This is a genomic window from Cupriavidus sp. SK-3 (genome assembly GCF_000611145.1).
GTDB lineage: Bacteria > Pseudomonadota > Gammaproteobacteria > Burkholderiales > Burkholderiaceae > Cupriavidus.
Map to the genome: position 1 here is coordinate 78,056 of NZ_JFJV02000075.1, position 21,754 is coordinate 99,809.

Consider the following 21,754-nt stretch of genomic DNA (forward strand, 5'->3'; position numbering starts at 1 on the left):
CGGGGCGCCCTTGTTTCCCTGAGCGAATACGGCTTTCCACAGGTCTCTGTCTCTACAGCCTACAGCCGACCCATCACGACCAGGACCACGATGATCAGCAGGACCAGTCCAAGGCCGCCGCTCGGGTAGTAGCCCCACCCGGTGCTGTACGGCCAGGTTGGCAATGCGCCGACGAGCAGCAGGATGAGGAGGATAAGCAAGATCGTACCGATGGCCATGACGGGCTCCTTGGCGAATGGATAAGCGTGAGGTGCTTATGGGTTGCCTATGGGGTGCTTATGGTTGTTCTGTGCGGGCTATGCAATGCGGTGCGGACTGGGGCCAGCGTTACTTGCCCAGTTCGTGGCCGATTACGCCGCCAGCCACCGCGCCGCCGATGGTTGCCGCCGTATTGCCGTGCGACAGTTCATGGCCTGCAACACCGCCGGCCACGGCGCCGGTAGCGGTACAGCCGTTCAGCCCGATCAGAAGTGCCGCGCCCGCGATGAGCGCGCTTGCCAGTCTCAGCATGTTGGTCTCCTTGATGCGTGGTGCCGGTCGCGTGACAGGCACGCCAGCCATGCCTACAAGATAGCCGGGCAGGTTGGCGGCACCAGCGGGGCTGCCTCTGATAAGGATGTAGGAATTGGACGACGCCGCGAGCGCGGCGTCAGGGAGGGGGGCGGTCCAGGCGGAAGGGGAAGTCAGCGGGCAAGGGCTGCCCGCCAGCTGTTACCGCAAGCGCTTGATCAGCGCGGAGGTGTCGGCGCGGCCGCAGCCGTCTTGCTGCAGGTCCGCGTAGAACTGGTCGACCACAGCCGTGACGGGCAGACTGGCGCCGTTGCGGCGCGCTTCGTCCAGGCAGAGGCCAAGATCCTTGCGCATCCAGTCCACCGCGAAGCCGAAGTCGAACTTGCCTTCGATCATGGTGGGGCCGCGATTTTCCAGTTGCCACGAGCCCGCGGCGCCCTTGCTGATCACGTCGAGCACGACCTTCATGTCCAGCCCGGCGCGCTCGCCGAAGGCGATGGCTTCCGACAGGCCCTGCAGCAGGCCGGCAATGCAGATCTGGTTGACCATCTTGGCCAGCTGGCCGGCGCCCGCGCCGCCGATCCGGGTGACCGCGCGCGCATAGGCGCCCAGCACCGGCTCGATCTGGGTGAACACGGCCTCGTCGGCGCCGCACATGATGGTCAGGATGCCCTTTTGCGCGCCGACTTCGCCGCCCGACACCGGCGCATCGACAAAGTGCAGCCCTCGCTCGCCGGCGGCGGCGTACAACTCGCGCGCGACATTGGCGCTGGCGGTAGTGTGATCCACGAACACACAGCCTGCCGGCGCCGTGCCGAAAGCGCCATTGGCGCCGGTGAGCACCGCGCGCAGGTCATCGTCGTTGCCCACGCAGGAGCAGACCACTTCGGCGTCCCGGGCGGCCAGCGCCGGGGTGGCCGCCGATTTGCCGCCGAAGGCCGCGACCCACTGCTCGGCCTTGCTTGCCGTGCGGTTGTACACGGTGACCTGATGGCCCTTGGCGGCGAGATGGGCCGCCATGTGATAGCCCATGACACCCAGGCCGATAAATGCAACACGCATGACTAGGAAACTCCAGGACCCGCGGTGAGCGCGGGCGAATGTGACAAAGTGGGCAGCCCCCCCGAAGCCGGGAATGCTGCCATTCTTGCAATGCAGCGTCAACAAGCCTTGCCGGTGCTCCCGGTTGTCAGCATGCGGGCGATTGACGCGGCTGTGGCGGGAGCAAATTGTTGCACGCACTCGCGCGTCAGCGCCAGCGTGTAGGCCAGCGCCGTGATCCAATTGTCGAAAGTGCGGTTGAGCATGAATTGTGAGGAGAGCTCCATGCCGTTGCCCGGCTTGCATAAGCGGACGAGTGCGCCCCAGCGGCCGTCCTCCACCGGCAAGATATCCACGTCAATCGCATATTCTCCCTCCGTGCAGGTCCAGGCGGGCCCCGCGAGCCGCCGTTCCGCTTTGTCAGTCACCATGTCGTTCCTCCGCGCTATTCTGGCGAGAATCCCCGCGCACCGGGCCGTCCCGATGCCATGACTCCCGCTTCCTGGTCCGCGGTCATTGCCACGGGCCATGACTTCGTTGCAGGCGCCGGGCTATTTGCCGGCAGCCCGCGCATGTCCGCCAGCGGGCACACCGCGCAGGCGCGGCAACCGGCTGGCATGTTCGGCGTTGACGGCGCCATCGGGTATGCATCCGCGCAGCAGGTCTTCCACCTGGCGCACGGCACCCATGGCCTGGTGGATCGTGCCCCCGTCCGACATCCAGCGCGCACCCGCCGAGATGCCCCCGGTTCAACGCGTGCAGCAGTGCCGGCTCATCCACCAGATCACCACGTGAAGCGTTGATGAAGCAGACGCCGCGATCGAACAGATTGAGGGTGCCCGGCATGACCGCAGCAAGGCAGACCACGAAGTCGGCGCGCGACAGCAGGGTGGGCAAGTCCAGGCGCTCCAGCGTGAGGTCATCGATGTCCGCATAGGGATCGCTGACCAGCACCTTCATGCCGAGTGCACGGCCGAGTGAGGCGAGATAGCGGCCGATGGTGCCGTAGCCCACGATGCCGAGGCTGGCGCCCCGCAACTCGCAGCCCATCGCGGGCGTCGCGTGGCCCCAGTTGCGATAGCTGGCGCTGGCCCGGCTGATGCCGCGGCCCAGGCCGATCATCACTCCCACCACCCGTTCGGACACCGAGGCGGCGAATCCGGGCGAGGCTCGCGTCACCAAGACGCCGTGACGGCTTGCCGCCTGGACGTCGATCTCCCGTATGTCCACGGCAACCCGGCACACCGCCACCAGGTCCGGCAATGCCTGGAACACTGCGGCGGACACCGCCAGCTCGCGCGAGGCGACAATGATGTTGCAGCCCGCCGCGGCGCTTGCCAGTTCGTCCGGCGCGAGCCCGGCCTCGCTGTCATTGAGCCTGAGCGCGGCCACCGCACCGAGCCTGGCGAGCGCGTGGCAGCTGAAGTACAGCGCGCGCGCTGGGCCCATGCGTCAGGCAGATCGTGCGCATGACAACTGTCTTGCATGGGTTCGATGCATTCCGCTCCCTCGCCGTCGTAAGCAACGCTTGAGTAAATCGATTTACTAAATCGATTTACTAAATCGATTTACAGGATCATAGGCGAATGCCTGGCAAATGCAAGCGGGTATCGGAACGGGCCAGGACAACGGGCTTTGTGGCGTTCAGTCAGGGGATCATCAGAGGCCAGCCTGCGCCCAATCGGGTTCGGCGGCGGCAGGCGAGACCCCGGCGGTCCTTGCCAGGCCCGCCGCCTGCCTGCCCGGCACCGCTGCCAGCAAGGCCTGCGTGTACGGATGGCGGGGCGAGCCGAACAGCGCTGCGGTATCCGCTTGCTCCACCACGCGCCCGTCCTTCATGACAGCGACGCGGTCGCAGACTTGGGCGGCCACGCGCAGGTCGTGGGTGATCAGGATCAGCGACAAGCCGGTGCGCGAGCGCAGGTCGTCGAGCAGCGCCAGGACCTGGGCTTGCACGGAGACGTCCAGCGCCGAGACCGGCTCGTCGGCCACCAGCACGTCAGGCTCGAGCGCCAGCGCCCTGGCCAGGCCGATGCGCTGGCGCTGGCCGCCGGAGAACTCATGCGGATAGCGGTCGAGCGCGCTGGGGTCCAGTCCCACCTGCTCGAACAGCTCAGCCGCTCGCTGGCGTGCCCGCAGCGGGTGCTCCCCGTGAATCAGCGGTCCCTGCGCAACGAGTTCCCCCACGCGCCGGCGCGGGTTGAGCGAACCGAACGGGTCCTGGAACACCATCTGGATGCGGCGGGCGCGTCGTCGGCGCCGCGCCGCGCCGCCGGCGAGAAGATCTTCGCCATCGAGCCGCAGGCTGCCGCGGTCCGGGTCTAGCAGTCCCACCAGGCAACGTGCCAGCGTGCTCTTGCCAGAGCCGCTCTCGCCCACGATGCCCAGCGCGCCGCCGCGCGGCAGCGTCAGGCAGACCTGGTCGAGTGCATGGACCTGGCGCTGGCCCCGGCCGAGCCAACTGCCGCTGCGATAGGTCTTGCCGATACCGTCGATGGCGAGCAGCGTGTCACCCGCCACCACGCGTGGCGCCGGCGGCTCCAGCGCGGGCACGGCGGCCAGCAGCGCCTGCGTATAGGGGTGCCGCGGCCGCGCCAGGATCTCGGCGGCGGGCCCGGTTTCCACCACTTCCCCCTGGCGCATGACCGCGATGCGGTCGGCGATCTCCGCCACCACGCCGAAGTCATGCGTGATGAATAGCACCGCCGTGCCTTTGCGCCGCTGCAGTTCGCGGATCAGCCGCAGGGTCTGGCCCTGGGTAGTGACGTCGAGCGCGGTGGTGGGCTCGTCGGCAATCAGCAGGCTGGGTTCGAGCGCCAGCGCCATGGCGATCATGGCGCGCTGGCGCTGCCCGCCCGACAACTCGTGCGGATAGGCGCCGGCGGCAGCATGTGGCTGCGGGATCTGCACGTCGTCCAGCAGACCCAGCACCTTGCGCGCGATTTCCGCCTTGCCCAGCCGGGTGTGGGTGCGGAACACCTCGCCAATCTGGTCACCGATGGTGCGCAGCGGGTTGAGCGCCGTCATCGGCTCCTGGAAGATCATGCCGATGCGGGCGCCGCGTATGCGCCGCAACCCGGCTTCCGACAGGGCGGTGAGCTCGCGGCCTTCGAACAGGATGTGGCCGGCGCTGCGCCGCACCCCGTCGGGCAGCAAGCCAAGCACGGCACCGGCGGTCATCGACTTGCCGGAGCCGCTCTCGCCGACCACGCACAGGACTTCGCCAGGCGCCAGCGCCAGCGAAACGTTGTTCAGCGCCAGCCCGCGATCGGCGCCGGCAGGCAAGGCGACGCTCAGCGCGTCGATACTGAGAAGAAAGGGCAAGGGTCCGCTCATGGGCGCTTCAGCCTGGGGTTGAGTGCATCGTTCAGGCCTTGTCCGACCAGCGACACCGCCAGCACGGTCAGCAGGATGGCAATGCCGGGAATGGCCGATACATACCATTGCGAACGCAGCACGCCGCGCCCGCCGCCGATCAGGTTGCCCCAGGAGGCCACGTTCGGGTCGGACAGGTTGAGGAAGGCCAGTGCGCTTTCCAGCAGGATTGCCAGCGCCATCACCACGCTGGCGTACACCACCACCGGCGGCAGCGCATTCGGCAGGATCTCGCGGAAGATGATCTGCAGGTCGCGCATGCCCAGCGAGCGGCACGAGTGGACGAAGTCGCGGTTGCGCAGCGTCAGGAACTCGGCACGGGTCAGCCGTGCCGTGGCGGGCCAGGACACGGCCCCGATCGCCAGCGTCACGGTGGCGATGCCGGAGCCGAATACCGAAACCAGCACCAGCAGCAACAGGAAGCTGGGCAGTGTCTGGAAGCCTTCGGTCAGCCGCATCAGCAGGTTGTCGGCCCAGCCGCCGTAATAACCGGCGAATGCCCCGATCAGGATGCCGATGCAGACGGCGATCAGCGTGGCCACGAAGCCGATCAGCAGCGATACGCGCGCGCCATGGAAGATCTGGGCGGCAATGTCGCGGCCGGTCTGGTCGGTGCCGAGCCAGAAGCGCGGGTCCTCCAGCGGCCATTGCAACGGGCGCCCGGCCAGCGAAAGCGGGTCGGCCGGGAACAAGAGCGGGGCGGAGGCCGCCATGGCGATGACCGCCAGCAACACCAGCAGGCCGAAGCAGGCGGCCGGGTTGTGCAGATAGCGTTGGAGCAGCTTCATGCCTTGCGTTCGTGAAGGATGCGGGGGTCGAGCAGCGCATACAGCATGTCGACCATGAAATTGATCGCGATCACCAGCAGCGCGCTGATAAAGACAATGCCCAGCAGGGTGTTCAGGTCGCGCTGCACCACCGAGTCATAGGCAAGCCGGCCCAGGCCGGGCAGCGCGAACACGCTCTCGATCACCACCGAGCCGCCCAGCATGGTGCCGAACTGCAGCCCCGCCAGCGTCAGCAGCGGCAGCAGCGCGTTGCGCAAGACATGCCGCACCAGCACCGCGTATTCCGCCAGCCCCTTGGCACGCGCGCTGCGCACGAAATCCAGGCTCAGCACTTCGAGCATCGACGCGCGCATGATGCGCAGGTAGATGGCCAGGTAGATCAGCGCCAGCGTCACGGTGGGCAGCACCAGGTGCCAGGCGATGTCGGCGATGCGCTCCAGCCCCTTGTATCCTGCGGCCACATCCAGGTAGCCGCCCGGCGGCAGCCACCCGAGGTGGATGGCGAATACCACGATGCCCATCAGGCCGAACCAGAACGACGGCGTGGCATAGAACACCAGGCCGAGCATGGACACCAGCGTATCCGGCCAGCGGCCGGCCCGGCGCGCCGCGGCGACGCCCAGCGCGACGCCGCACACGGCGGCCAGCACCTGGGCACAGCCCATCAGCACCAGCGTGACTGGCAGGCGCTCCAGGATCACCGCTGCCACCGGCTTGCCATAGATGGCGGAGTAGCCCAGGTCCAGATGCACGAGACGCCACAGGTAGCGGCCGAGCTGCACCGTGGTGGAGGCGTCCAGTCCATAGAACTGCCGCAACTGGCCAATGACCGCCGCATCGGCGCCACCCATCTCCGCCACCAGCGCGTCGACGGTGTCGCCGGGGGCGAATTGCAGCAGCAGGAACAGGCCGCACAGGATCAGCAGCAGGGACGGCAGGCTGGTGGCCAGCCTGCGCAGCGCGAGCAACAACACACGCATGGCCGGCTCAGGCCGAAAGCCAGGTGTCATACCAGCTGCTGGAGGGCCAGCGCGGCGTGTTGTGGTCGTTGTGCACGCGCTTGCTGGTGATCGAGTAGAACTCGCGCTCCGTCACCATCCAGACCGGCAACTCGTCGTTGACCTCCTTGACCCATTCGGCATAGAGCGCCTTGCGCCTGGCCGGGTTGATTTCCGAAGCGGCATCGTCGATCAGCTTGTCGACCTTGGCCGATTGCCAGCCGTACTGGTTAGTCCAGGGCGCGCCCTTGGGGCTGCCGGAGCGGTACCAGACGGTGGTCGAGACCGCCGGATCGCCGCGGTACTGGTGCCAGCCCGTGGCCAGGTCGAAATTCCAGTCGCGGTAGACGGTCGACAGCGCGCCGGCGATGTCGAGCTGCTGCACCGTGACCTTGATGCCCACCTGGGCCAGCGACTGCTGCACGAAGGTGGCGAACAGCGGCACGTCCTCGCCGTTCTGGATCGGCACCAGCTTGAGCGTGAAGCGGTTGCCGTCGGCGCCGCGCTTGAAGCCGGCTTCGTCGAGCAGGGCCTCGGCGCGTTTGCGGTCGAACGGGTAGGGCTGCTTGCCACCCGGATAGAAGGACGACGTCGATGGGATCGGGCCGGTGGCCGGCTTTGCGGTGCCGTACAGGAAATTCTTGATGAAGAATTCCACGTCGATGGCATGCGCGATGGCGCGGCGTACCCGTACGTCCGACAGCTCCTTGCGGCGCACGTTGAACTCCAGCGTGTTGTTGTACGAATTTGCCTCCAGGCCCCTGGTGGACACCTTGAAGCGACCGTCCTTCTTGAAGCGCTCGAGGTCGGCCAGCCCCACGTGCGAATAGGTGGTCAGCTGTGCCTCGCCGGTTTCGATCGCGGCGGCAGCGGCGGATTTGTCGGTGACGATGCGCCACACCACGCGGTCCAGGTAAGGCGTGTTCTTGCGCCAGTAAGCGGCATTGCGCTCGGCGATCACGAACTGACCCCGCTCATACTGGACGAAGCGGAAGGGACCCGTGCCGATGGGCGCGGTATTGGCCGGATTTTCCAATACGCTGGTGCCTTCGAACTTATGGCGTGGCACCACGTAGCCCAGGTCGCACAGCGCGCGCAGCAGCAGCTCGATCGGCATCGGGCGGGAATAGCGGAACACCGCGGTCTGCGCATTGGGCGTGTCGACGGCTTCCAGGTACAGGTGCAGCGCGGTGCCGTAGTTCAGGTGCTTCTTCCACAGCTCCAGCGCGTTGTACTGCACGTCGGCCGAGGTGAACGGCTTGCCGTCATGCCAGGTGACACCCTCGCGCAGCTTGAAGGTAATGATCTTGCCGTCCGGCGAGCTGCTCCAGCTGGTGGCCAGCACGGGTGCCGGCCTGCCGCTGGCGTCCAGGTCCACCAGCGATTCGATGATCTTGCTGGAGACCACGTAGACGCCGGTGGATGCGCGCAGCGCAGGGTTGAGGATGCGCTGCTCGCCGCCCAGCAGGACCGTCAGCACGCCGCCCTTGCGCGGCGCTTCGGCGGACTGTGCCAGCAGCGTGCCCGGCAGGGCGGCGCCAGCGGCAAGGGCGCCGGATTGAATCAGGAAGTCGCGTCGGGTCGGGGACATGGCTGGGGTTCCACAAGGATCGAGAAAAGCGCTAAGGCTGGACAGCCAGCGAGTGTAGGGGGCGCCGCTGCGCGAGGGAAACGCGCTTTTCGTCTAAGCAAAGACGGTAGTTGGCTGGTGGCGGCGCTCGCTGCGCTGCCGCCGCGGCATGGCATCGGCAAGCATAAGCAAAGACGAAACGCGCAGTTGGGTAACGGGCCTGGCTCACGTAATCTCCATGCGCTCCGGCCGCGGACATAGCGTTCCCATCCCAGCCCGCGCCCGTTCCAACGGAACCCTGAAATGCCGAACCTGATCCCGCTGCTCGACCACGTGGTCGTCAATGTCCACGAACGCCTGGATGACGCGGCCAGCCGCTATCGCAGGCTTGGCTTCCAGCTCACGCCGCGCGGCCACCATTCCCTCGGGTCGAGCAACCATCTGGCGATCTTCGACACGGACTACCTGGAGTTGCTGGGCTTCGAAGCCGGCAAGGCCACCACGGGCCGCGGCGACCTGCTGGCCGAGCCCCGGGGCCTGACCGGGCTGGTCTTCAAGAGCGCCGACTCGACCGGGCTGCACCGCGAGATCCTGGCGCGCGGGCTGGAGGTGGAAGGGCCCCCGCGCGAGTTCACGCGCCCGGTTGAGCTGCCCGGCGCAACCGCCGACGCGCGCTTTCGCACGGTGCGGCTGGCGGCCCACCAGGTGCCCAACGGCCGCATCTACTTCTGCCACCACTTCACGCCCGAGCTGGTCTGGCGCGGCCACTGGCAGGCGCATCCCAATGGCGTGACCGGCGTCGCGGAATACGTGATCGCGGCAGCCGACCCGGCGCGCACCATTGGCCTGCTGGCGCGGCTGTTTGGCAGCGAGCACGTGAGCCAGGGGCAGCACGGGCAACAGCTGCGCGCCGGGGGCGCCTCCGTGGTGGTGCTAAGCCCGGAAGCGGCAGTGCGCCGCTTCGGCGCCAGCGTGCCGCCACTGATCGACGGGGGGNNNNGGCGCGACCGCATGGTCGCGCTGGTACTGCGCACGACGGCGCTGGAAACGGCGCGTGCCGCACTGGCGGCGGGCGAGGTGCGCGGTATCGCGGAAATCGACGGCCTGTTAGTGGTGCCGCCGGCCGAAGCGGCGGGTGTCACCGTCGCCTTCACCGAATAATCGCGGACGATAGCCCGATGGATTTCACGGACTTCTACGCGCTGGACTACAGCGGCGCCCGCAACAAGTCTTCCAATTCGCACCGGATCAGGGATCCCTCTACCATCGCTAGCGATTACTTTAGGGCGAAGGCATTGATATTGGTAAGCTGCGCGGATAATTCCCAGAGACGCTCAGCCTGCTCAGGGTCAACGGCATAGGGCAGGACACCCGTGAAAGGTGGAAACTGCCCCTCGTTCAGCACTGCGACGTCGCAATCTTCGCAGTACACCCCCCCGATTCCGTTCAACTGCGCAGACGTCGCGGCCCACACCTGAGTGGCTGCCCCCTGTTGAGTCGTCTTGAACGTCGGATCAGCAGGATTCCCGTTGGGGTCGAGCCAGCCTGCAGCAATCATTTCATCTCGGGTTAGATGGCGCTGGAGCGGCGTAAAAATCTTGCCTGGATGGAGCGAGAAGGCGCGAACACCTGAATTCTGTCCCAGTCGATCCAAGTGGACGGCGAAGAGCGCATTTGCGGTCTTGGACTGGCCATAGGCTAACCATTTGTCGTAGCCATTGATAAGTTGCACGTCGTCCCAACGAATACCAGACTGATGATGACCCGCGGAAGACACGGACACGACCCTGGCACCACCTTGTAGTGCTGGCCAGAGCAAGTTCACAAGTGCGTAGTGCCCAAGATGGTTCGTGGCAAACTGTGCCTCCCAGCCTGAGCCCACACGAGTTTCCGGGCAAGCCATGACGCCAGCGCTGCCGATCAGGATGTCGAGGTGCCGACCTGCTGCAAGAAAGCGCTCAGAGAAATCGCGCACGCTGGCCAGATCAGCAAGATCCAGTCGGGCCGTCGCCACATTTTCCATGCCGGCAACCTTGCTACGAGCTCTATCGAGATCGCGTGCCGCGACAATGACGTGCGCGCCAGCCTCTGCCAATGCTCGCGTCGTCTCAAGTCCCAAGCCCGAATGCCCGCCGGTAACGATGGCCGTGACATTCGCAAGATCGAGCCCCTCGAGCACGTTCGCTGCTGTAGTCGCTGCGCCGAAGCCGGATTGGATGGAAGTTTGTTTATGTGCCATGCAGTCTCCTGTTAAGTTCCGGAAAGAAGCCAGAGAACGTTATAGGCGCATTGTGGAAGGTAGACTTGGGATCGTGAATGCAACAAAGTCCTATTTTCTGTCGAGAGCGTCCGGAGGCACGCATGGACCCACTTTCTGAAGTTCTTTCCCTACTGAGCACGCAAAGCTCATTTTTTTCCGGCCTGAAGGCGGGAGATGCGTGGGCCATCGACTTTCCTGCGCCGAACGGCATCAAGTTCAATGCCGTCGTTAAGGGGAGATGCTGGCTGGCCGTTGAAGGCGAGGACCAGCCTATCCAACTGGATGCAGGCGATTGCTTCCTGCTGTCCCGCAAGCGGGCGTTCTCACTTGGCAGCGATTTCGCGTTGCCAGCCGTGAAGTCTGAGACCGTTTATTGTCATGCAGTCAACGGCATAGCGCATTGCGGCAGTGCCGATGCGTTCTTCCTGATCGGCGGTCGTTTTGCCTTTGGTGAGGAAGCGCGCCTTTTGTTCGATGCGTTGCCCCCGGTGGCGGTTATCAAGAGCGGTTCGGAGCAGGCGTCCGTGCTGAGTTGGGCGTTGGAGCGGCTGGCCATTGAACTGACCAGCCCAACTCCAGGCAGCGCTCTCGTAGTCCAACACCTCGGCCACATCATGCTCGTGCAAGTCCTACGGATTTACCTGGAAAAAGAGGGAAACAGTGCACCGAGCTGGCTTCTGGCCCTATCCGACCCTCGCATCGGGTCTGTCATCCAGGCTATCCATGCGGATCCTGCTCGGCGTTGGACAGTCGCGAACCTGGCCGAGGTCGCCAGCGTCTCACGTTCGACACTTGCCCTGAAATTCAAGCTAAAGACTGGGTCCGGTCCTCTCGAATATGTTTCGCGCTGGCGTATGCAGTTAGCGACCCGTGCATTGAGAAGCAACCATGAGACGATTTCCTCCATAGCGCAAAAGCTGGGATACGACTCGGACAGTGCATTCAGCAACGCATTCAAGCGCATCATGAAATGCTCGCCACGTGAATACAGGGAAAGCCGGGGCCCCATCCTGCACCAATAGGCGGCGCAAATTGCGCACGTAACGTTGCGGGCCATGCTTCTTACCGATTTCCAAAAACCCCCACCGCCGCGCACCGTCGTGGCGATCTGCCGCCCCCGTCGGGCCTTCTGCGACACCAGACTTCAGCTGCACGCACATCTGGTAGAGCCCCTTCTTGTCGGCGATCGTTTATGGCGGCATAGCCGTCATTCGCCAGATGACTGCGAATGACAGGTGTGGGTCGATTAGAGGCGATCGCAGATTCTCGGCCAACGCCTGCCGCGTTTGGGCATCACAACATTGCCCCACTCTAGCTGGGGCACGTCGCCGGCATTGAGTTCGACCCGCCCGGCATTACGCCCGCGGCTGCCTGCGCCGTCTAAGCGCTTATCGGCGACAAGGCGATCGAATTTTTGGCTACGCCTCCCCAGGATCGCTCATGCGATCGGGCGCATCCCTGACATGTAGAGTCATTCGCTTGCTTCATTGCTCTGACATCCGCACATCCCATCCGCACCTGAAACCAGCCATTGGATTCGCGAAAACCAACCGCGAATTCGCCGGCGCGGACGTACCCAAGGCTGGGCACTCAGCGACAGTAGTCGTATTCGATCGGGGGCACGGCGCTCCCCGCCCGGCCCAGCTACGAGGCGGCTGATAACGGACAAGGCTTCATGATCGTGATGGCGTCCAGATTGTCCTTCCCCCGGCGCCTTTCCGTTCCCAAGTTGCAGGGCCGCAGCTTGTATCCTCATGCTTCTCTCCTAATATGAAGGCAATCCGCGCTGATAGTCAGCGACTGCGGAAACCGGATCTGGGAGGCTAAAAGTGAAACGGCTGGAATTTGCTCTGCTGCTTGCCTTGGCCATCGCGCCTCCTCTGTTCGGCCAGGAGGCCGCTTCGGTGGACAAGATGGAAATGCTGAATGCCGCGACCCTCAGATGGACAGATGCACCCAACGCGCTCCCAAAGGGAGCCAAGATTGCTGTGCTATACGGCGACCCGATGAAGGAGGGTTCGTATGTGATCCGGCTGAAGCTGCCGGCCGGATACGAGATCCCACCCCATTGGCACAAGCAGGACGAGAACCTTACCATTCTCTCCGGCGCACTCTATCTTGGGTCAGGCGACAAGTATGATATCAATAAAGCACATCAGCTAGTGGCCGGCGGCTTCCACCATCTACCTGGCAAGGCGCAGCATTACGCCTTTACGAAGCGGGCAACCATTGTCGAGATTCACGGAATGGGTCCGTTCGATATCCATTATCTCGAGGAAAAGAAGAAGGACTGACAGAATGCCTCAGTTGCCGTACTCCACCAAAACAAAGGCACCCCCTCGCGTTGGAGGGGCGCTACGGCAATTGGGCAGCGGGGCTCTCTTGGGATATCCAACGCCAGGTCGGACCGTGGCACGGTTCCATGGCGGCACCGTTGATCTTCTTTGGTGCCATGGCACATGGTATCGCTCAACAGCCGTGAGCCGATGACATGGCTTTGTTAGCTGCCCTTGTGCAGATGGCGGTTAACCTCGGAGAGCGGCCGTCCACATGGTGCAGAAGCCAACGGCGCAAGCGGGTCGGTCAGTGAAGGTCGCTTGTCGGCCATGAAGCGGACATCTCGTGGTGCCGCTGGATAGCGGTCAGTCGATACCCTTGTGCAGCCGCATAGCGTCAATCGGAGCGCACCCCAGCGCCGCCGATTTTCAGCACGTTGGTATAGATCAGCGTGGTCGAGACGTTGTGACCACGTAGCTCCTGCTCGGTGCGGACGTCGTAACCGCTCTACAGCAAGGCCGTCCCAAAGAAATGTCGCAAAGTGTGAGGTGTCGGACATACGCTTGCGCAGTCCGTAAGCTGTAGTGCTGATACCGAAGGCGCTACGCAATTGGTCCAGGGCCATGACCGAGCGCAACGGTGGCAGAGATTTCGGTGGTGATTTTCATGGAACGTTATTGCTGTAATTTCATACAGCATAGTGCGTTGATCGCCAGCAGACAAGCAGGTCTCGTCCGTATCACCGAGTCGATGTTATGCGGCAGCACTGTCTTCCTAAAACAAAGTTAGGCCATCCTTTACTCACCATTAGCTATTGAATATAGGAATAATTTATGACCGCCCCAGCAGGCAACGAACTACGGGATTTGCTAGCCGACGACGCTATCCCAACCCCGAAACTACTCAACGGCCAAGGCTTTCAGCTTCGCCCCAGTCGCGTCAAAGTATATAAGCCATCTGGAGCACCGGTTTATTTCTACGATGTGATGACGGATAGCAATACACGCGTTGGTATCGCAAACTTGATTCTCGAAAAGGACTCGCAACAAGTTTCCGAAATAGGTCATGTTTGTGCGAGGCTGTTAGAAGATCAGTACAGCACGGAACTACTCAAGCAGGTAGCAGAATTGCTTATTTCACATGGCCATGAATGCGGACTAACGGAAATTTGCATCGTTGTTCCTGAGCAATCAGAAGAATCAGTCAATGTATGTGAGTCGATAGGCAAAATTTGCAACAAAGCGAACTTAGATCGAGACGGGGAGAAATTTGTTTGGTTTGAATATTCTGCCAATGGGAATGCAGAACAAATGGCCTAACAATTCGGTCCAGCGGACAGTCAGCCAGGTTCGCTGTCTGACTGCCGCTGACCTCCCATGTTGAGCGACAGCTTCCTTAAGGTGCCAATGGCCGTTCTGGGTCGGGAACGGCCGCCGGATCGACCGGTTGAATCCGCAGTTGAAAACGGCCGTCCATCATCACCTTTGAGCCGCACGCGCTTGCATCGTCTGCGCAGCAATCCAGCCAATTCCGGATTCTCGGTCCAGCAAGAGCGCACCCAGTCCAGCAAATTCCGGTTACGTACAATGCGGAACTGCATGCCAGGCTGATTCCGGCGGCGTGGAGCTGGGATAGCGTTGCCGACGCGGAAGCCGCGCCGCAAGCCTACCGGGCCAGGCATGGCGCCGATGCCCTGTTCGACACGCGCGCGCGGCACCGGGCGTTATGCGCAGTTGCGGGCGGACATGCTCGATGCCTTCATCCCGCTGGCCCAGCCTTGGCGCGATGCCACGGTGCGGCATGGCGTTGCCATCACCCAACAGGCCGTGGACGGGCTGGCCGCCTGGTAGCAATCCGGCGCGCGGCTACTCGAAATACACCTGGCCCGAGCCGGTCCGGCTGACCGCGCGCTGGAGCGGCCTGCCGGCGACCACGATATCGCCCGATCCCGTCAGTGCCACGCTGACGGCATCCGAAGCGTATCCGAGGATACGTCCCGAGCCGCTCAGTTGCGCATCCAGCCTTTGCGCGCGCAGCGCGCTGGCGTCCACCTCGCCCGAGCCGGAGATGGCGGCGCGCACGCTGCCGACCTGTCCCTCGGCCACGATCGAACCGGAACCGGACAAGCGCAGGTCGATGGAAGCCTCATGCAGCCCGGACGCCCGCAAGGTGCCGGCGCCGGGAATGCTGACCGCCTGGAGCGATGGCCCGGTAATGGCTACCCTGAGCGGTGCCGCGAGCACGACTGGCGCGCTCAGGCCGATCGTCAGCCTGCCGTTGTCCAGGCTGGTGAGCACCAGCGGCAGGATGTCCGCGGGGCCGGTGATGGAAACGGAGTACGCGCGCGCAACCGAGAACACCACATCGGCCAGGGCATTGAGCTGCACGCCGGAGAACGCGCCGACCATGCGCTGCTCGGTCTTCTCGGGGCCGCCACCCTTGGTGGCGTCATGGGAAGTCACCACCTGGCCATTGACGATGACGACACTGCTCCCGGACGTGCCCGAAGCCGAAATGCCGCTCTGGTTGATAACCACGGTGCTTGACTGAGCCAGCGCCGTGCCGGCAAGGCAGGCGGATGCCAGCCAGGCAGCGCAAAGCAGGTTGATATGGGTCATGGCGATCCTTCGGGCTGGCAGGGTTCCTGGTGGAACGTGTACTTGTCCTTGCCGGTCCTCTTTGAATCATAGAGCGCTTCATCGGCTTTGATGAGCGCCTTGTTGAGCGTGTCGCCGCTGACCAGGTGGGTGACGCCAATGCTGATGGTCACGGGGGGCTCCGATGCCGCATCGCGGATGCTGCGGCACAGCAGGCCGATGCGGATTTCCACCTCGGCGCGCGTCATTCCCTTGAGATAGATGCCGAACTCCTCTCCGCCCAGGCGCGCATACTGGCAGTCCCCCATCACCAGCTTGATCCCCGCGGCCACGTGCTTGAGCACTTCGTCGCCAATGTCGTGGCCGTAGCGGTCATTGACCTTCTTGAAGTCGTCGACGTCCACCATCGCCAGATAGTGGTCTTGCTCCTCGGTGGCGCGCGGCACCAGGTTGCCCACGTTGAGCATGAAGGCACGGCGGTTGGGAATCTCAGTCAGCGCATCCACATAAGCCTGCTGCAGCAGGGTCTTGGCCATGACAAAGTTCTGCAGCTTCGCGCGCCGCAGCCTGACGAATGTGTACACCGTGATGCCGGTGAAATAGAGCGTGTAGCAAAGGATCAGGATCCCCTTGAGTTCCAGCAGATCCTGCACCGTCATCGCGGGGAAGAGCAGCACCCAAGCCAGCGCGACGACGCCGAAAAACGCCCTGTTGCTCAGCGGCAGCGAGGAGGCGCAGAACAGCACGCTGGCCGCCACCAGCATCGACCAGATCGGGCGGGTGGCGTCCGGCGTGCGGTCCAGCACCAGACGGGCACTTACGCAGAAGGCCGCCACAAAGGCAAGGCTGATAACCTGGAATTGTTGCGCGCGCCGCACGAAGGCCACGGCTACCGTCAGCGCCGATAACAGGGCAAGGTTGAGGGTCGAGTTGACTGTGAACCCCCGGGCTCCCGTGAAGCTGAGCAGCAGGTCGAACACGAGCCAGATCCCCGCGCCGGCCGCGAAGATCATGAGGCAAAAGCGATGCAGCCTCTCGAATTCATGCTGGGCAAACTCTGTTTGCACCGGCGCCGGCACCGGCTTGTTCAGCAACTTTGACTCGACGGTGCGAAACATCATTTGACTTGTCTCAGGAAGGCTCGGGTGGTCGGTGGGGCAGGGCGGTTCAATGAATCCAGCGGCAATCATACAAGGACTTGAAGCGTGCGCCGGCCGCAAGCGGATTCATCCGGGCGTTTGGACGCGCTGGTCGAGCGCCGCCCGCAGCGCACTTTTGCCGTCGCCGCGCTTGGTGGTGCGACGCTCACACGCTTGCACGGTGGGGTTCCCTGTGTCGGGTCCTGATGCCTATGCTAAAGGTGGCGGTGGATCGCTTCGGCTGACGTGGCGGTCAGCGCCGGAGTCGGGCAGCCCGTGCAAAACAGCACGGTGCCCGGCGCTTGCCAGTGCCGGAACATGCGATCCGGCGCGGGCGGTTCGTACGATTCGCGCTGGCAGTCGAGTAGGAGGAAACATGAGAACGCTGGGCTTGCTGTTCGCCACATCGATGGCGATAGCGCTACCGCTGCATGCGAATGCAGCGGGTTGCCAATATGACATGCAGTGCAAAGGGGAGCGAATCTGCCAGAAGGGCCAGTGCGTTTCCCCCGATGACGATGAGCAGGATGCTGCCGCCCAGGCCTCCAGGCAGCCAGCTTCCCGCGCCGCTCCCGCTCCTGCCCCCGCCCCGGTGCCCGCCGCAAACCCGGCGCAAGCGCCCAGCTCCGCCCGCATGGTGAAGAACCCGCCGCCGCCGCCGCCCACGTCGGCTGCTCCGGCTGCGCAGGCAACGTCGGAGCCGCGTTTTTGCTGCACGGTAGCCGGCCGGCTCAAGCCGTACAACAGCGCGGCCTTCGATGCCGATACCAATGTCGGTGACGCGTGCCAGGGCGTGACCCACTCGGGCAAGCCTGTGCCCGGTACCGCCTGCCAGTGACGGCCCATGCCGGAAAGCGGGGCGGCCTGGCGAGCGCTGATACGGACTTTCCTGATCAGCGCTTTCTTTTCGTGTGTACGGGGAGGGTTGAGATGGCATCGCTGACGCCGGTACTAGCCTATGAGCGAATTCATGCCGACGCAGCCGGAGAATCCCACTTCGGGCCGGTTGCGATCGAGACCGTCCCCCGCCAGTTCGCTCCGCCCGCGCCGGCGTTCAACGTTTCGGCGTTCGGGCAGGCATCCCGCTACGGTTTCCTGCTGCTGCCTTGCGGGTGGCGCGGCGAACTCCATCCTTCCCCAATCCGCATGTGGATTGTCCTGCTCAGTAGTGAGATGGAGTTCGAGGCTTCGGACGGGCAGCGCCGGTCCCTCGGCGCGGGAAGCGCATTGCTGCTGGAAGACGTTACCGGCAAGGGCCATCTGAGCCGGGTGACGGGCAATGCGGCGGCCTCCATGCTGGTGGTCGAGGTCTAGTTGACCTGGGCAACCGCGCTCCGGCTTATTCCGCTGCCGCGCCCGGCTTGGCGTCGGCCGGTGCTGCCAGCAGCGGCGTTTTGCGCTGCGCGGGTCCGGCCGTTGCTGCAGGCAGCGGCTTGGCGCCTGGGAGGCAGGCCGCGACCCACCCCGTCATCGCCACGCTCATGTTGGGCAGGGTGCTGCCATAGTCCGGCAGGAAATCCCGTCCCATCAGGCACCACTGAAACGGATCCTGACCGGTCATCGCGGCAAGCTGGCGTTGCAGCTCGCCGGTAAATTCCCCGTTCGCGCCGAACAGGATTTCTTGCAGGCTGTTGGCATACGCGGCAAAGTGCTCGGTAATCACGTCGGCCAGTTCCGGCCGGAACAAGGCGAAGCCCAGCGGCTGCGTTACCGCTTCGCGAAAGTACTCGCTGCTCTCGGCGACCGCGGCCTTGGCGGTTTCCAGGTTCAGCGCACCGATCTTCCGGGCCACTTGCGCCCACGCGCCAACCAGGCCAAGAGCCATGCCCGGATAGGGCGCGGGCACTTCGATGACTTCGGAGTGAGAGGGGGTGGCCATAAGCGTCTCCGATGGACGATGCAACGCGTGCGAAGGGATTTCGCCGGTGGCAATCATTGCTTGCTGCGGCGCAGCATTGCGCTTGTCATGATAGGCGCAATCATCGGGGTGTCAAGAGCCGGAGCGAACTGCGCTCGCCGCGTCACTTGCGCGACGGGGCGGGCAACTCCATGCCGGATGCGAGGGCTCGCATGGCCAGCCCTCGGGCGTTCCGCCGCGCTTGGTTCCGCCGCGTTTAGTTCTGCGGCGATTACTCAGGCTTGACACCGGCTTCCCGGATCACCGCCGTCCATTTCGCCAGCTCGGACTTGATGCGGGCCTGCGTTTGCGCCGGTGTGGTCCAGGTGGCGATGGCACCTTGCTTGAGCAGCGAGGCCTTCACGTCGGGTTCGGCGAGGATCCTCTTCAGTTCCGCGTTGAGCCGGTCCACCACCGGGGCCGGGGTGCCGGCCGGCGCCACGATGCCGAACATGGAGTTGACCTCGAAGTCCTTCAGGCCCGCTTCGCTGGCGGTCGGGACATCAGGCAGCGCCGTCACGCGCTCGCTGGTGGTGACGGCCAGCGCGCGGATCTTGCCGCCTTTGACGTAGGCCTGCGCCGCCGGCACGGTCTCGACCATGCTGAGCACCTGGCCGCCGATCAGGTCGGTCATGGCGGGGCCGCTGCCTTTGTACGGCACGTGCAGCATGTCCACGCCCGCCATGCGCTTGAACATCTCGCCGGCCAAGTGCTGCGGCGACCCGTTGCCGGCGGAGGCGAAGGTAATCGTGCCGGGGGTGGATTTGGCCAGCGCGATCAGTTGCGGCAGGCTGCTGGCCTTGACGCCGGGATTGACCACGAACACCAGCGGCACGGTGCCGACGATTGCCACCGGGGCAAAGCTCTTCTCGATGTCATAGGAAACGCGGCTCTTGTATAGCGCAGCGTTGATCGCATGGCTGGTCAGCGCGCCCATCAGCAAGGTGTAGCCGTCGGCCGGCGCCTTGGCCACCAGTTCCGCCCCGATATTGCCGGCCGCGCCAGCACGGTTGTCGACCACGACCTGTTGGCCTAGCGCGCTGGACAGGTGCTGGGCCAGCGTGCGGCCAATGACGTCGGTGGCGCCACCAGGGGGATAGGGCACAACCAGGCGGATCGGCTTGGAAGGATAGTCGGCCGCGGCGGCCAGGCCGGGGAAGGCGGTGGCGCCTGCCAGCAACGCGCCGGCAGTGCCCAGGACGGAAAGCAACAGTTGGCGCCTGGGCGCGGAAACGCTGCGGCGAGCGGGGCGTCGAATGCCGGTCATGAGGATCTCCTGCGCCGGGTTGGTATGAATGGGAAAACTTGCGCTGCAGTGCAGCGCGGGACGCCCGGCTCGTCGCTACGGCAGAGTGTAGGGGGCGTCTCTTGATTGAAGAATCAGAAGTTTTCTATCGACTGATCTGGATTTTCAATTAAAGCCAGCGGAGCCAATTTCCCGTTGCGTCGGTATTGCCGTGCCAGCTATCATGCTCTCCTGGATTATCAATAATATTATTGGAGATAAGAATGGCCGGCTCCCAAGACTCCCCCAAGAACCCCTCCACTGCGGCGCAGGACCCTTTCGAGCCCGCGCATGACGCCGAGAGCGGGCTGGGCAAGGGGCTGACCAACTACGGCGACAAGGGCTTTTCGCTGTTCCTGCGCAAGGCCTTCATCAAGGGCGCGGGCTATACCGACGACGCGCTTTCGCGCCCGGTGATCGGCATCGTCAACACCAACAGCAGCTACAACCCTTGCCATGGCAACGCACCGCAGCTGGTGGAAGCCGTGAAGCGCGGCGTCATGCTGGCGGGCGGGCTGCCGGTGGACTTTCCCACCATCTCGGTGCATGAGAGCTTCTCCGCGCCGACCAGCATGTACCTGCGCAACCTCATGTCGATGGACACCGAGGAAATGATCCGCGCCCAGCCGATGGATGCGGTGGTACTGATCGGCGGCTGTGACAAGACCGTACCCGCGCAACTGATGGGCGCGGCCTCGGCCGGCGTGCCGGCGATCCAGCTGGTCACCGGTTCGATGCTGACCGGCTCGCATCGCGGCGAGCGCGTGGGTGCCTGCACGGACTGCCGCCGCTACTGGGGCCGCTACCGCGCCGAAGAGATCGACGCGGCCGAGATTGCCGACGTGAACAACCAGCTCGTTGCCAGCGTGGGCACCTGCTCGGTGATGGGCACGGCCAGCACCATGGCCTGCCTGACCGAGGCGCTCGGGATGATGGTGGCGGGCGGCGCCTCGGCGCCGGCGGTCACAGCCGACCGCGTGCGGGTGGCCGAGCGCACCGGCACCACCGCCGTGGCCATGGCCCGCGCCGGCCTGACGCCGGACCGCATCCTTACCGGCAAGGCCATCGAGAACGCCATCCGCGTGCTGCTGGCCATCGGCGGGTCCACCAACGGCATCGTGCACCTGACCGCCATCGCCGGGCGGCTGGGCATCGACATCGACCTGGCGGGGCTGGACCGCATGAGCCGCGAGACGCCGGTACTGGTTGACCTGAAACCCTCCGGCCAGCACTACATGGAAGACTTCCACGCGGCAGGCGGCATGCCGGCGCTGCTGCGCGAGCTGCGTCCGCTGCTGCATCTCGACACGCTCACCGTATCCGGCCGTACGCTGGGCGAGGAGCTTGACGCCGCGCCCGCGCCGTTCGCGCAGGATGTGATCCGTCCTTTCGACGCGCCGATCTACCCGGTGGGCGGCCTTGCCGTGCTGCGCGGCAACCTCGCTCCGGGCGGCGCCATCATCAAGCAGTCCGCCGCCGATCCGGTGCTGATGGAGCATGAAGGGCGCGCGGTGGTGTTCGAGAATGCCGAGGACATGGCCCAGCGCATCGACGACGAGACTCTCGACGTCAGAGCCGACGACATCCTGGTGCTCAAGCGCATCGGGCCGACCGGCGCCCCCGGCATGCCCGAGGCCGGCTATATGCCGATTCCCAGGAAGCTGGCACGCGCCGGCGTCAAGGACATGGTGCGCATCTCGGACGGCCGCATGAGCGGAACCGCGGCCGGCACCATCGTGCTGCACGTTACGCCGGAAGCCGCCATCGGCGGCCCGCTTGCCCACGTGCGCAGCGGTGACCGCATCCGCTTGTCGGTAGCCCGGCGCGAGATATCCCTGCTAGTCGACGACGCCGAACTGGCGCGCCGTGCGGCCGAGCATGAGGTGGTGCGGCCCACCGCCGAGCGCGGCTATCGCAAGCTGTTCCTGGCCACGGTGACGCAGGCCGACCAGGGCGTGGACTTCGACTTCCTCCGCGCCGCGCAGACCAACGAAACCGTGCCGCGCCAGTCCTGAGG

The 21,754-nt window shown here is 64.6% G+C and carries 22 protein-coding genes and 1 pseudogene; 8 read left to right on the forward strand and 15 right to left on the reverse strand.

What is annotated here, in order from left to right; genetic code table 11:
• Positions 1–59 precede the first annotated feature (59 nt).
• The 9 genes from CF70_RS34590 to CF70_RS08030 all read right to left on the reverse strand — a co-directional run bounded on the left by CF70_RS34590 (position 60) and on the right by CF70_RS08030 (position 8,303).
• Positions 60–218 carry a DUF3309 family protein gene (locus tag CF70_RS34590; protein ID WP_081862075.1) on the reverse strand — a complete coding sequence of 53 codons (159 nt, stop codon included), beginning with the start codon at positions 216–218 and terminating at the stop codon, positions 60–62.
• 109 nt (positions 219–327) lie between these two features.
• Positions 328–510: a glycine zipper 2TM domain-containing protein gene (locus tag CF70_RS07995; protein WP_035862797.1), complete on the reverse strand. Its 183-nt coding sequence runs from the start codon at positions 508–510 to the stop codon at positions 328–330.
• A 201-nt stretch (positions 511–711) separates the two neighbouring features.
• Positions 712–1,572 (reverse strand): NAD(P)-dependent oxidoreductase, encoded by an 861-nt coding sequence (locus tag CF70_RS08000; protein ID WP_035862799.1) that lies wholly within the window; start codon positions 1,570–1,572, stop codon positions 712–714.
• 98 nt (positions 1,573–1,670) lie between these two features.
• Positions 1,671–1,982, reverse strand: coding sequence for a hypothetical protein (locus tag CF70_RS08005; RefSeq protein ID WP_035862803.1), 312 nt, complete (start codon positions 1,980–1,982; stop codon positions 1,671–1,673).
• Between the two features lie 82 nt (positions 1,983–2,064).
• Positions 2,065–3,000: an NAD(P)-dependent oxidoreductase gene (locus CF70_RS08010; protein WP_051648139.1), complete on the reverse strand. Its 936-nt coding sequence runs from the start codon at positions 2,998–3,000 to the stop codon at positions 2,065–2,067.
• A 210-nt stretch (positions 3,001–3,210) separates the two neighbouring features.
• A complete protein-coding gene (locus tag CF70_RS08015; RefSeq protein ID WP_051648140.1) occupies positions 3,211–4,887 on the reverse strand; it encodes an ABC transporter ATP-binding protein in 1,677 nt (558 codons plus the stop codon).
• On the reverse strand, positions 4,884–5,714 hold the full coding sequence (locus CF70_RS08020) for an ABC transporter permease (protein ID WP_035862805.1): 831 nt from the start codon (positions 5,712–5,714) through the stop codon (positions 4,884–4,886). Before CF70_RS08020 ends, CF70_RS08015 begins: the two co-directional genes overlap by 4 nt.
• Entirely contained in the window at positions 5,711–6,694 is a 984-nt protein-coding gene (locus CF70_RS08025; protein ID WP_035862806.1) for an ABC transporter permease, read from the reverse strand. The genes CF70_RS08020 and CF70_RS08025 overlap by 4 nt, the downstream gene beginning before the upstream one ends.
• A gap of 7 nt (positions 6,695–6,701) precedes the next feature.
• On the reverse strand, positions 6,702–8,303 hold the full coding sequence (locus CF70_RS08030; protein WP_035862809.1) for an ABC transporter substrate-binding protein: 1,602 nt from the start codon (positions 8,301–8,303) through the stop codon (positions 6,702–6,704).
• A gap of 282 nt (positions 8,304–8,585) precedes the next feature.
• On the opposite strand from CF70_RS08030, the gene CF70_RS08035 reads away from it, so the two are divergent.
• Positions 8,586–9,278 (forward strand): VOC family protein (locus tag CF70_RS08035; protein WP_235184938.1); only part of this gene is annotated, 693 nt, incomplete at its 3' end.
• Between the two features lie 280 nt (positions 9,279–9,558).
• On the opposite strand, the gene CF70_RS08040 is transcribed toward CF70_RS08035, so the two are convergent.
• Positions 9,559–10,521, reverse strand: coding sequence for an SDR family NAD(P)-dependent oxidoreductase (locus CF70_RS08040; protein ID WP_035862814.1), 963 nt, complete (start codon positions 10,519–10,521; stop codon positions 9,559–9,561).
• A gap of 122 nt (positions 10,522–10,643) precedes the next feature.
• Between CF70_RS08040 and CF70_RS08045 the strand changes: the two genes are divergently transcribed.
• Positions 10,644–11,564, forward strand: a complete 921-nt coding sequence (locus tag CF70_RS08045) for an AraC family transcriptional regulator (protein ID WP_035862816.1) — start codon at positions 10,644–10,646, stop codon at positions 11,562–11,564.
• Positions 11,565–12,371: 807 nt separating this feature from the next.
• Positions 12,372–12,836: a cupin domain-containing protein gene (locus CF70_RS08050; protein ID WP_035862818.1), complete on the forward strand. Its 465-nt coding sequence runs from the start codon at positions 12,372–12,374 to the stop codon at positions 12,834–12,836.
• 379 nt (positions 12,837–13,215) lie between these two features.
• Here the strand turns inward: CF70_RS08050 and CF70_RS34595 are convergent.
• Positions 13,216–13,371 (reverse strand): annotated as a pseudogene (locus CF70_RS34595) (tyrosine-type recombinase/integrase); the annotation flags it as partial.
• Between the two features lie 281 nt (positions 13,372–13,652).
• On the opposite strand from CF70_RS34595, the gene CF70_RS35760 reads away from it, so the two are divergent.
• Complete coding sequence (locus CF70_RS35760; RefSeq protein WP_152561726.1) at positions 13,653–14,138, forward strand: hypothetical protein; 486 nt, start codon at positions 13,653–13,655, stop codon at positions 14,136–14,138.
• A 369-nt stretch (positions 14,139–14,507) separates the two neighbouring features.
• A complete protein-coding gene (locus CF70_RS36510) occupies positions 14,508–14,669 on the forward strand; it encodes a hypothetical protein (protein ID WP_160172238.1) in 162 nt (53 codons plus the stop codon).
• A gap of 15 nt (positions 14,670–14,684) precedes the next feature.
• Here CF70_RS36510 and CF70_RS33750 read toward each other — a convergent pair whose 3' ends face one another.
• Both CF70_RS33750 and CF70_RS08060 read right to left on the reverse strand, forming a co-directional pair.
• On the reverse strand, positions 14,685–15,437 hold the full coding sequence (locus tag CF70_RS33750; protein WP_051648141.1) for a GIN domain-containing protein: 753 nt from the start codon (positions 15,435–15,437) through the stop codon (positions 14,685–14,687).
• Positions 15,434–16,537: a GGDEF domain-containing protein gene (locus CF70_RS08060; protein WP_235184939.1), complete on the reverse strand. Its 1,104-nt coding sequence runs from the start codon at positions 16,535–16,537 to the stop codon at positions 15,434–15,436. Before CF70_RS08060 ends, CF70_RS33750 begins: the two co-directional genes overlap by 4 nt.
• A 394-nt stretch (positions 16,538–16,931) precedes the next feature.
• On the opposite strand from CF70_RS08060, the gene CF70_RS08065 reads away from it, so the two are divergent.
• Positions 16,932–17,393 carry a hypothetical protein gene (locus CF70_RS08065; RefSeq protein ID WP_035862821.1) on the forward strand — a complete coding sequence of 154 codons (462 nt, stop codon included), beginning with the start codon at positions 16,932–16,934 and terminating at the stop codon, positions 17,391–17,393.
• Between the two features lie 92 nt (positions 17,394–17,485).
• Positions 17,486–17,869, forward strand: a complete 384-nt coding sequence (locus CF70_RS08070) for a hypothetical protein (protein WP_035862823.1) — start codon at positions 17,486–17,488, stop codon at positions 17,867–17,869.
• 25 nt (positions 17,870–17,894) lie between these two features.
• On the opposite strand, the gene CF70_RS08075 is transcribed toward CF70_RS08070, so the two are convergent.
• Together CF70_RS08075 and CF70_RS08080 are read right to left on the reverse strand one after the other, a co-directional pair.
• The gene (locus CF70_RS08075; protein ID WP_063830438.1) at positions 17,895–18,434 is read right to left on the reverse strand and encodes a hypothetical protein; all 540 of its coding nucleotides are present in this window, start codon (positions 18,432–18,434) and stop codon (positions 17,895–17,897) included.
• A 250-nt stretch (positions 18,435–18,684) separates the two neighbouring features.
• On the reverse strand, positions 18,685–19,719 hold the full coding sequence (locus tag CF70_RS08080) for a Bug family tripartite tricarboxylate transporter substrate binding protein (protein WP_035862824.1): 1,035 nt from the start codon (positions 19,717–19,719) through the stop codon (positions 18,685–18,687).
• A 242-nt stretch (positions 19,720–19,961) separates the two neighbouring features.
• Here CF70_RS08080 and CF70_RS08085 point away from each other — a divergent pair, with 242 nt between their 5' ends.
• Positions 19,962–21,752 (forward strand): IlvD/Edd family dehydratase, encoded by a 1,791-nt coding sequence (locus tag CF70_RS08085; protein WP_051648142.1) that lies wholly within the window; start codon positions 19,962–19,964, stop codon positions 21,750–21,752.
• Positions 21,753–21,754 lie beyond the last annotated feature (2 nt).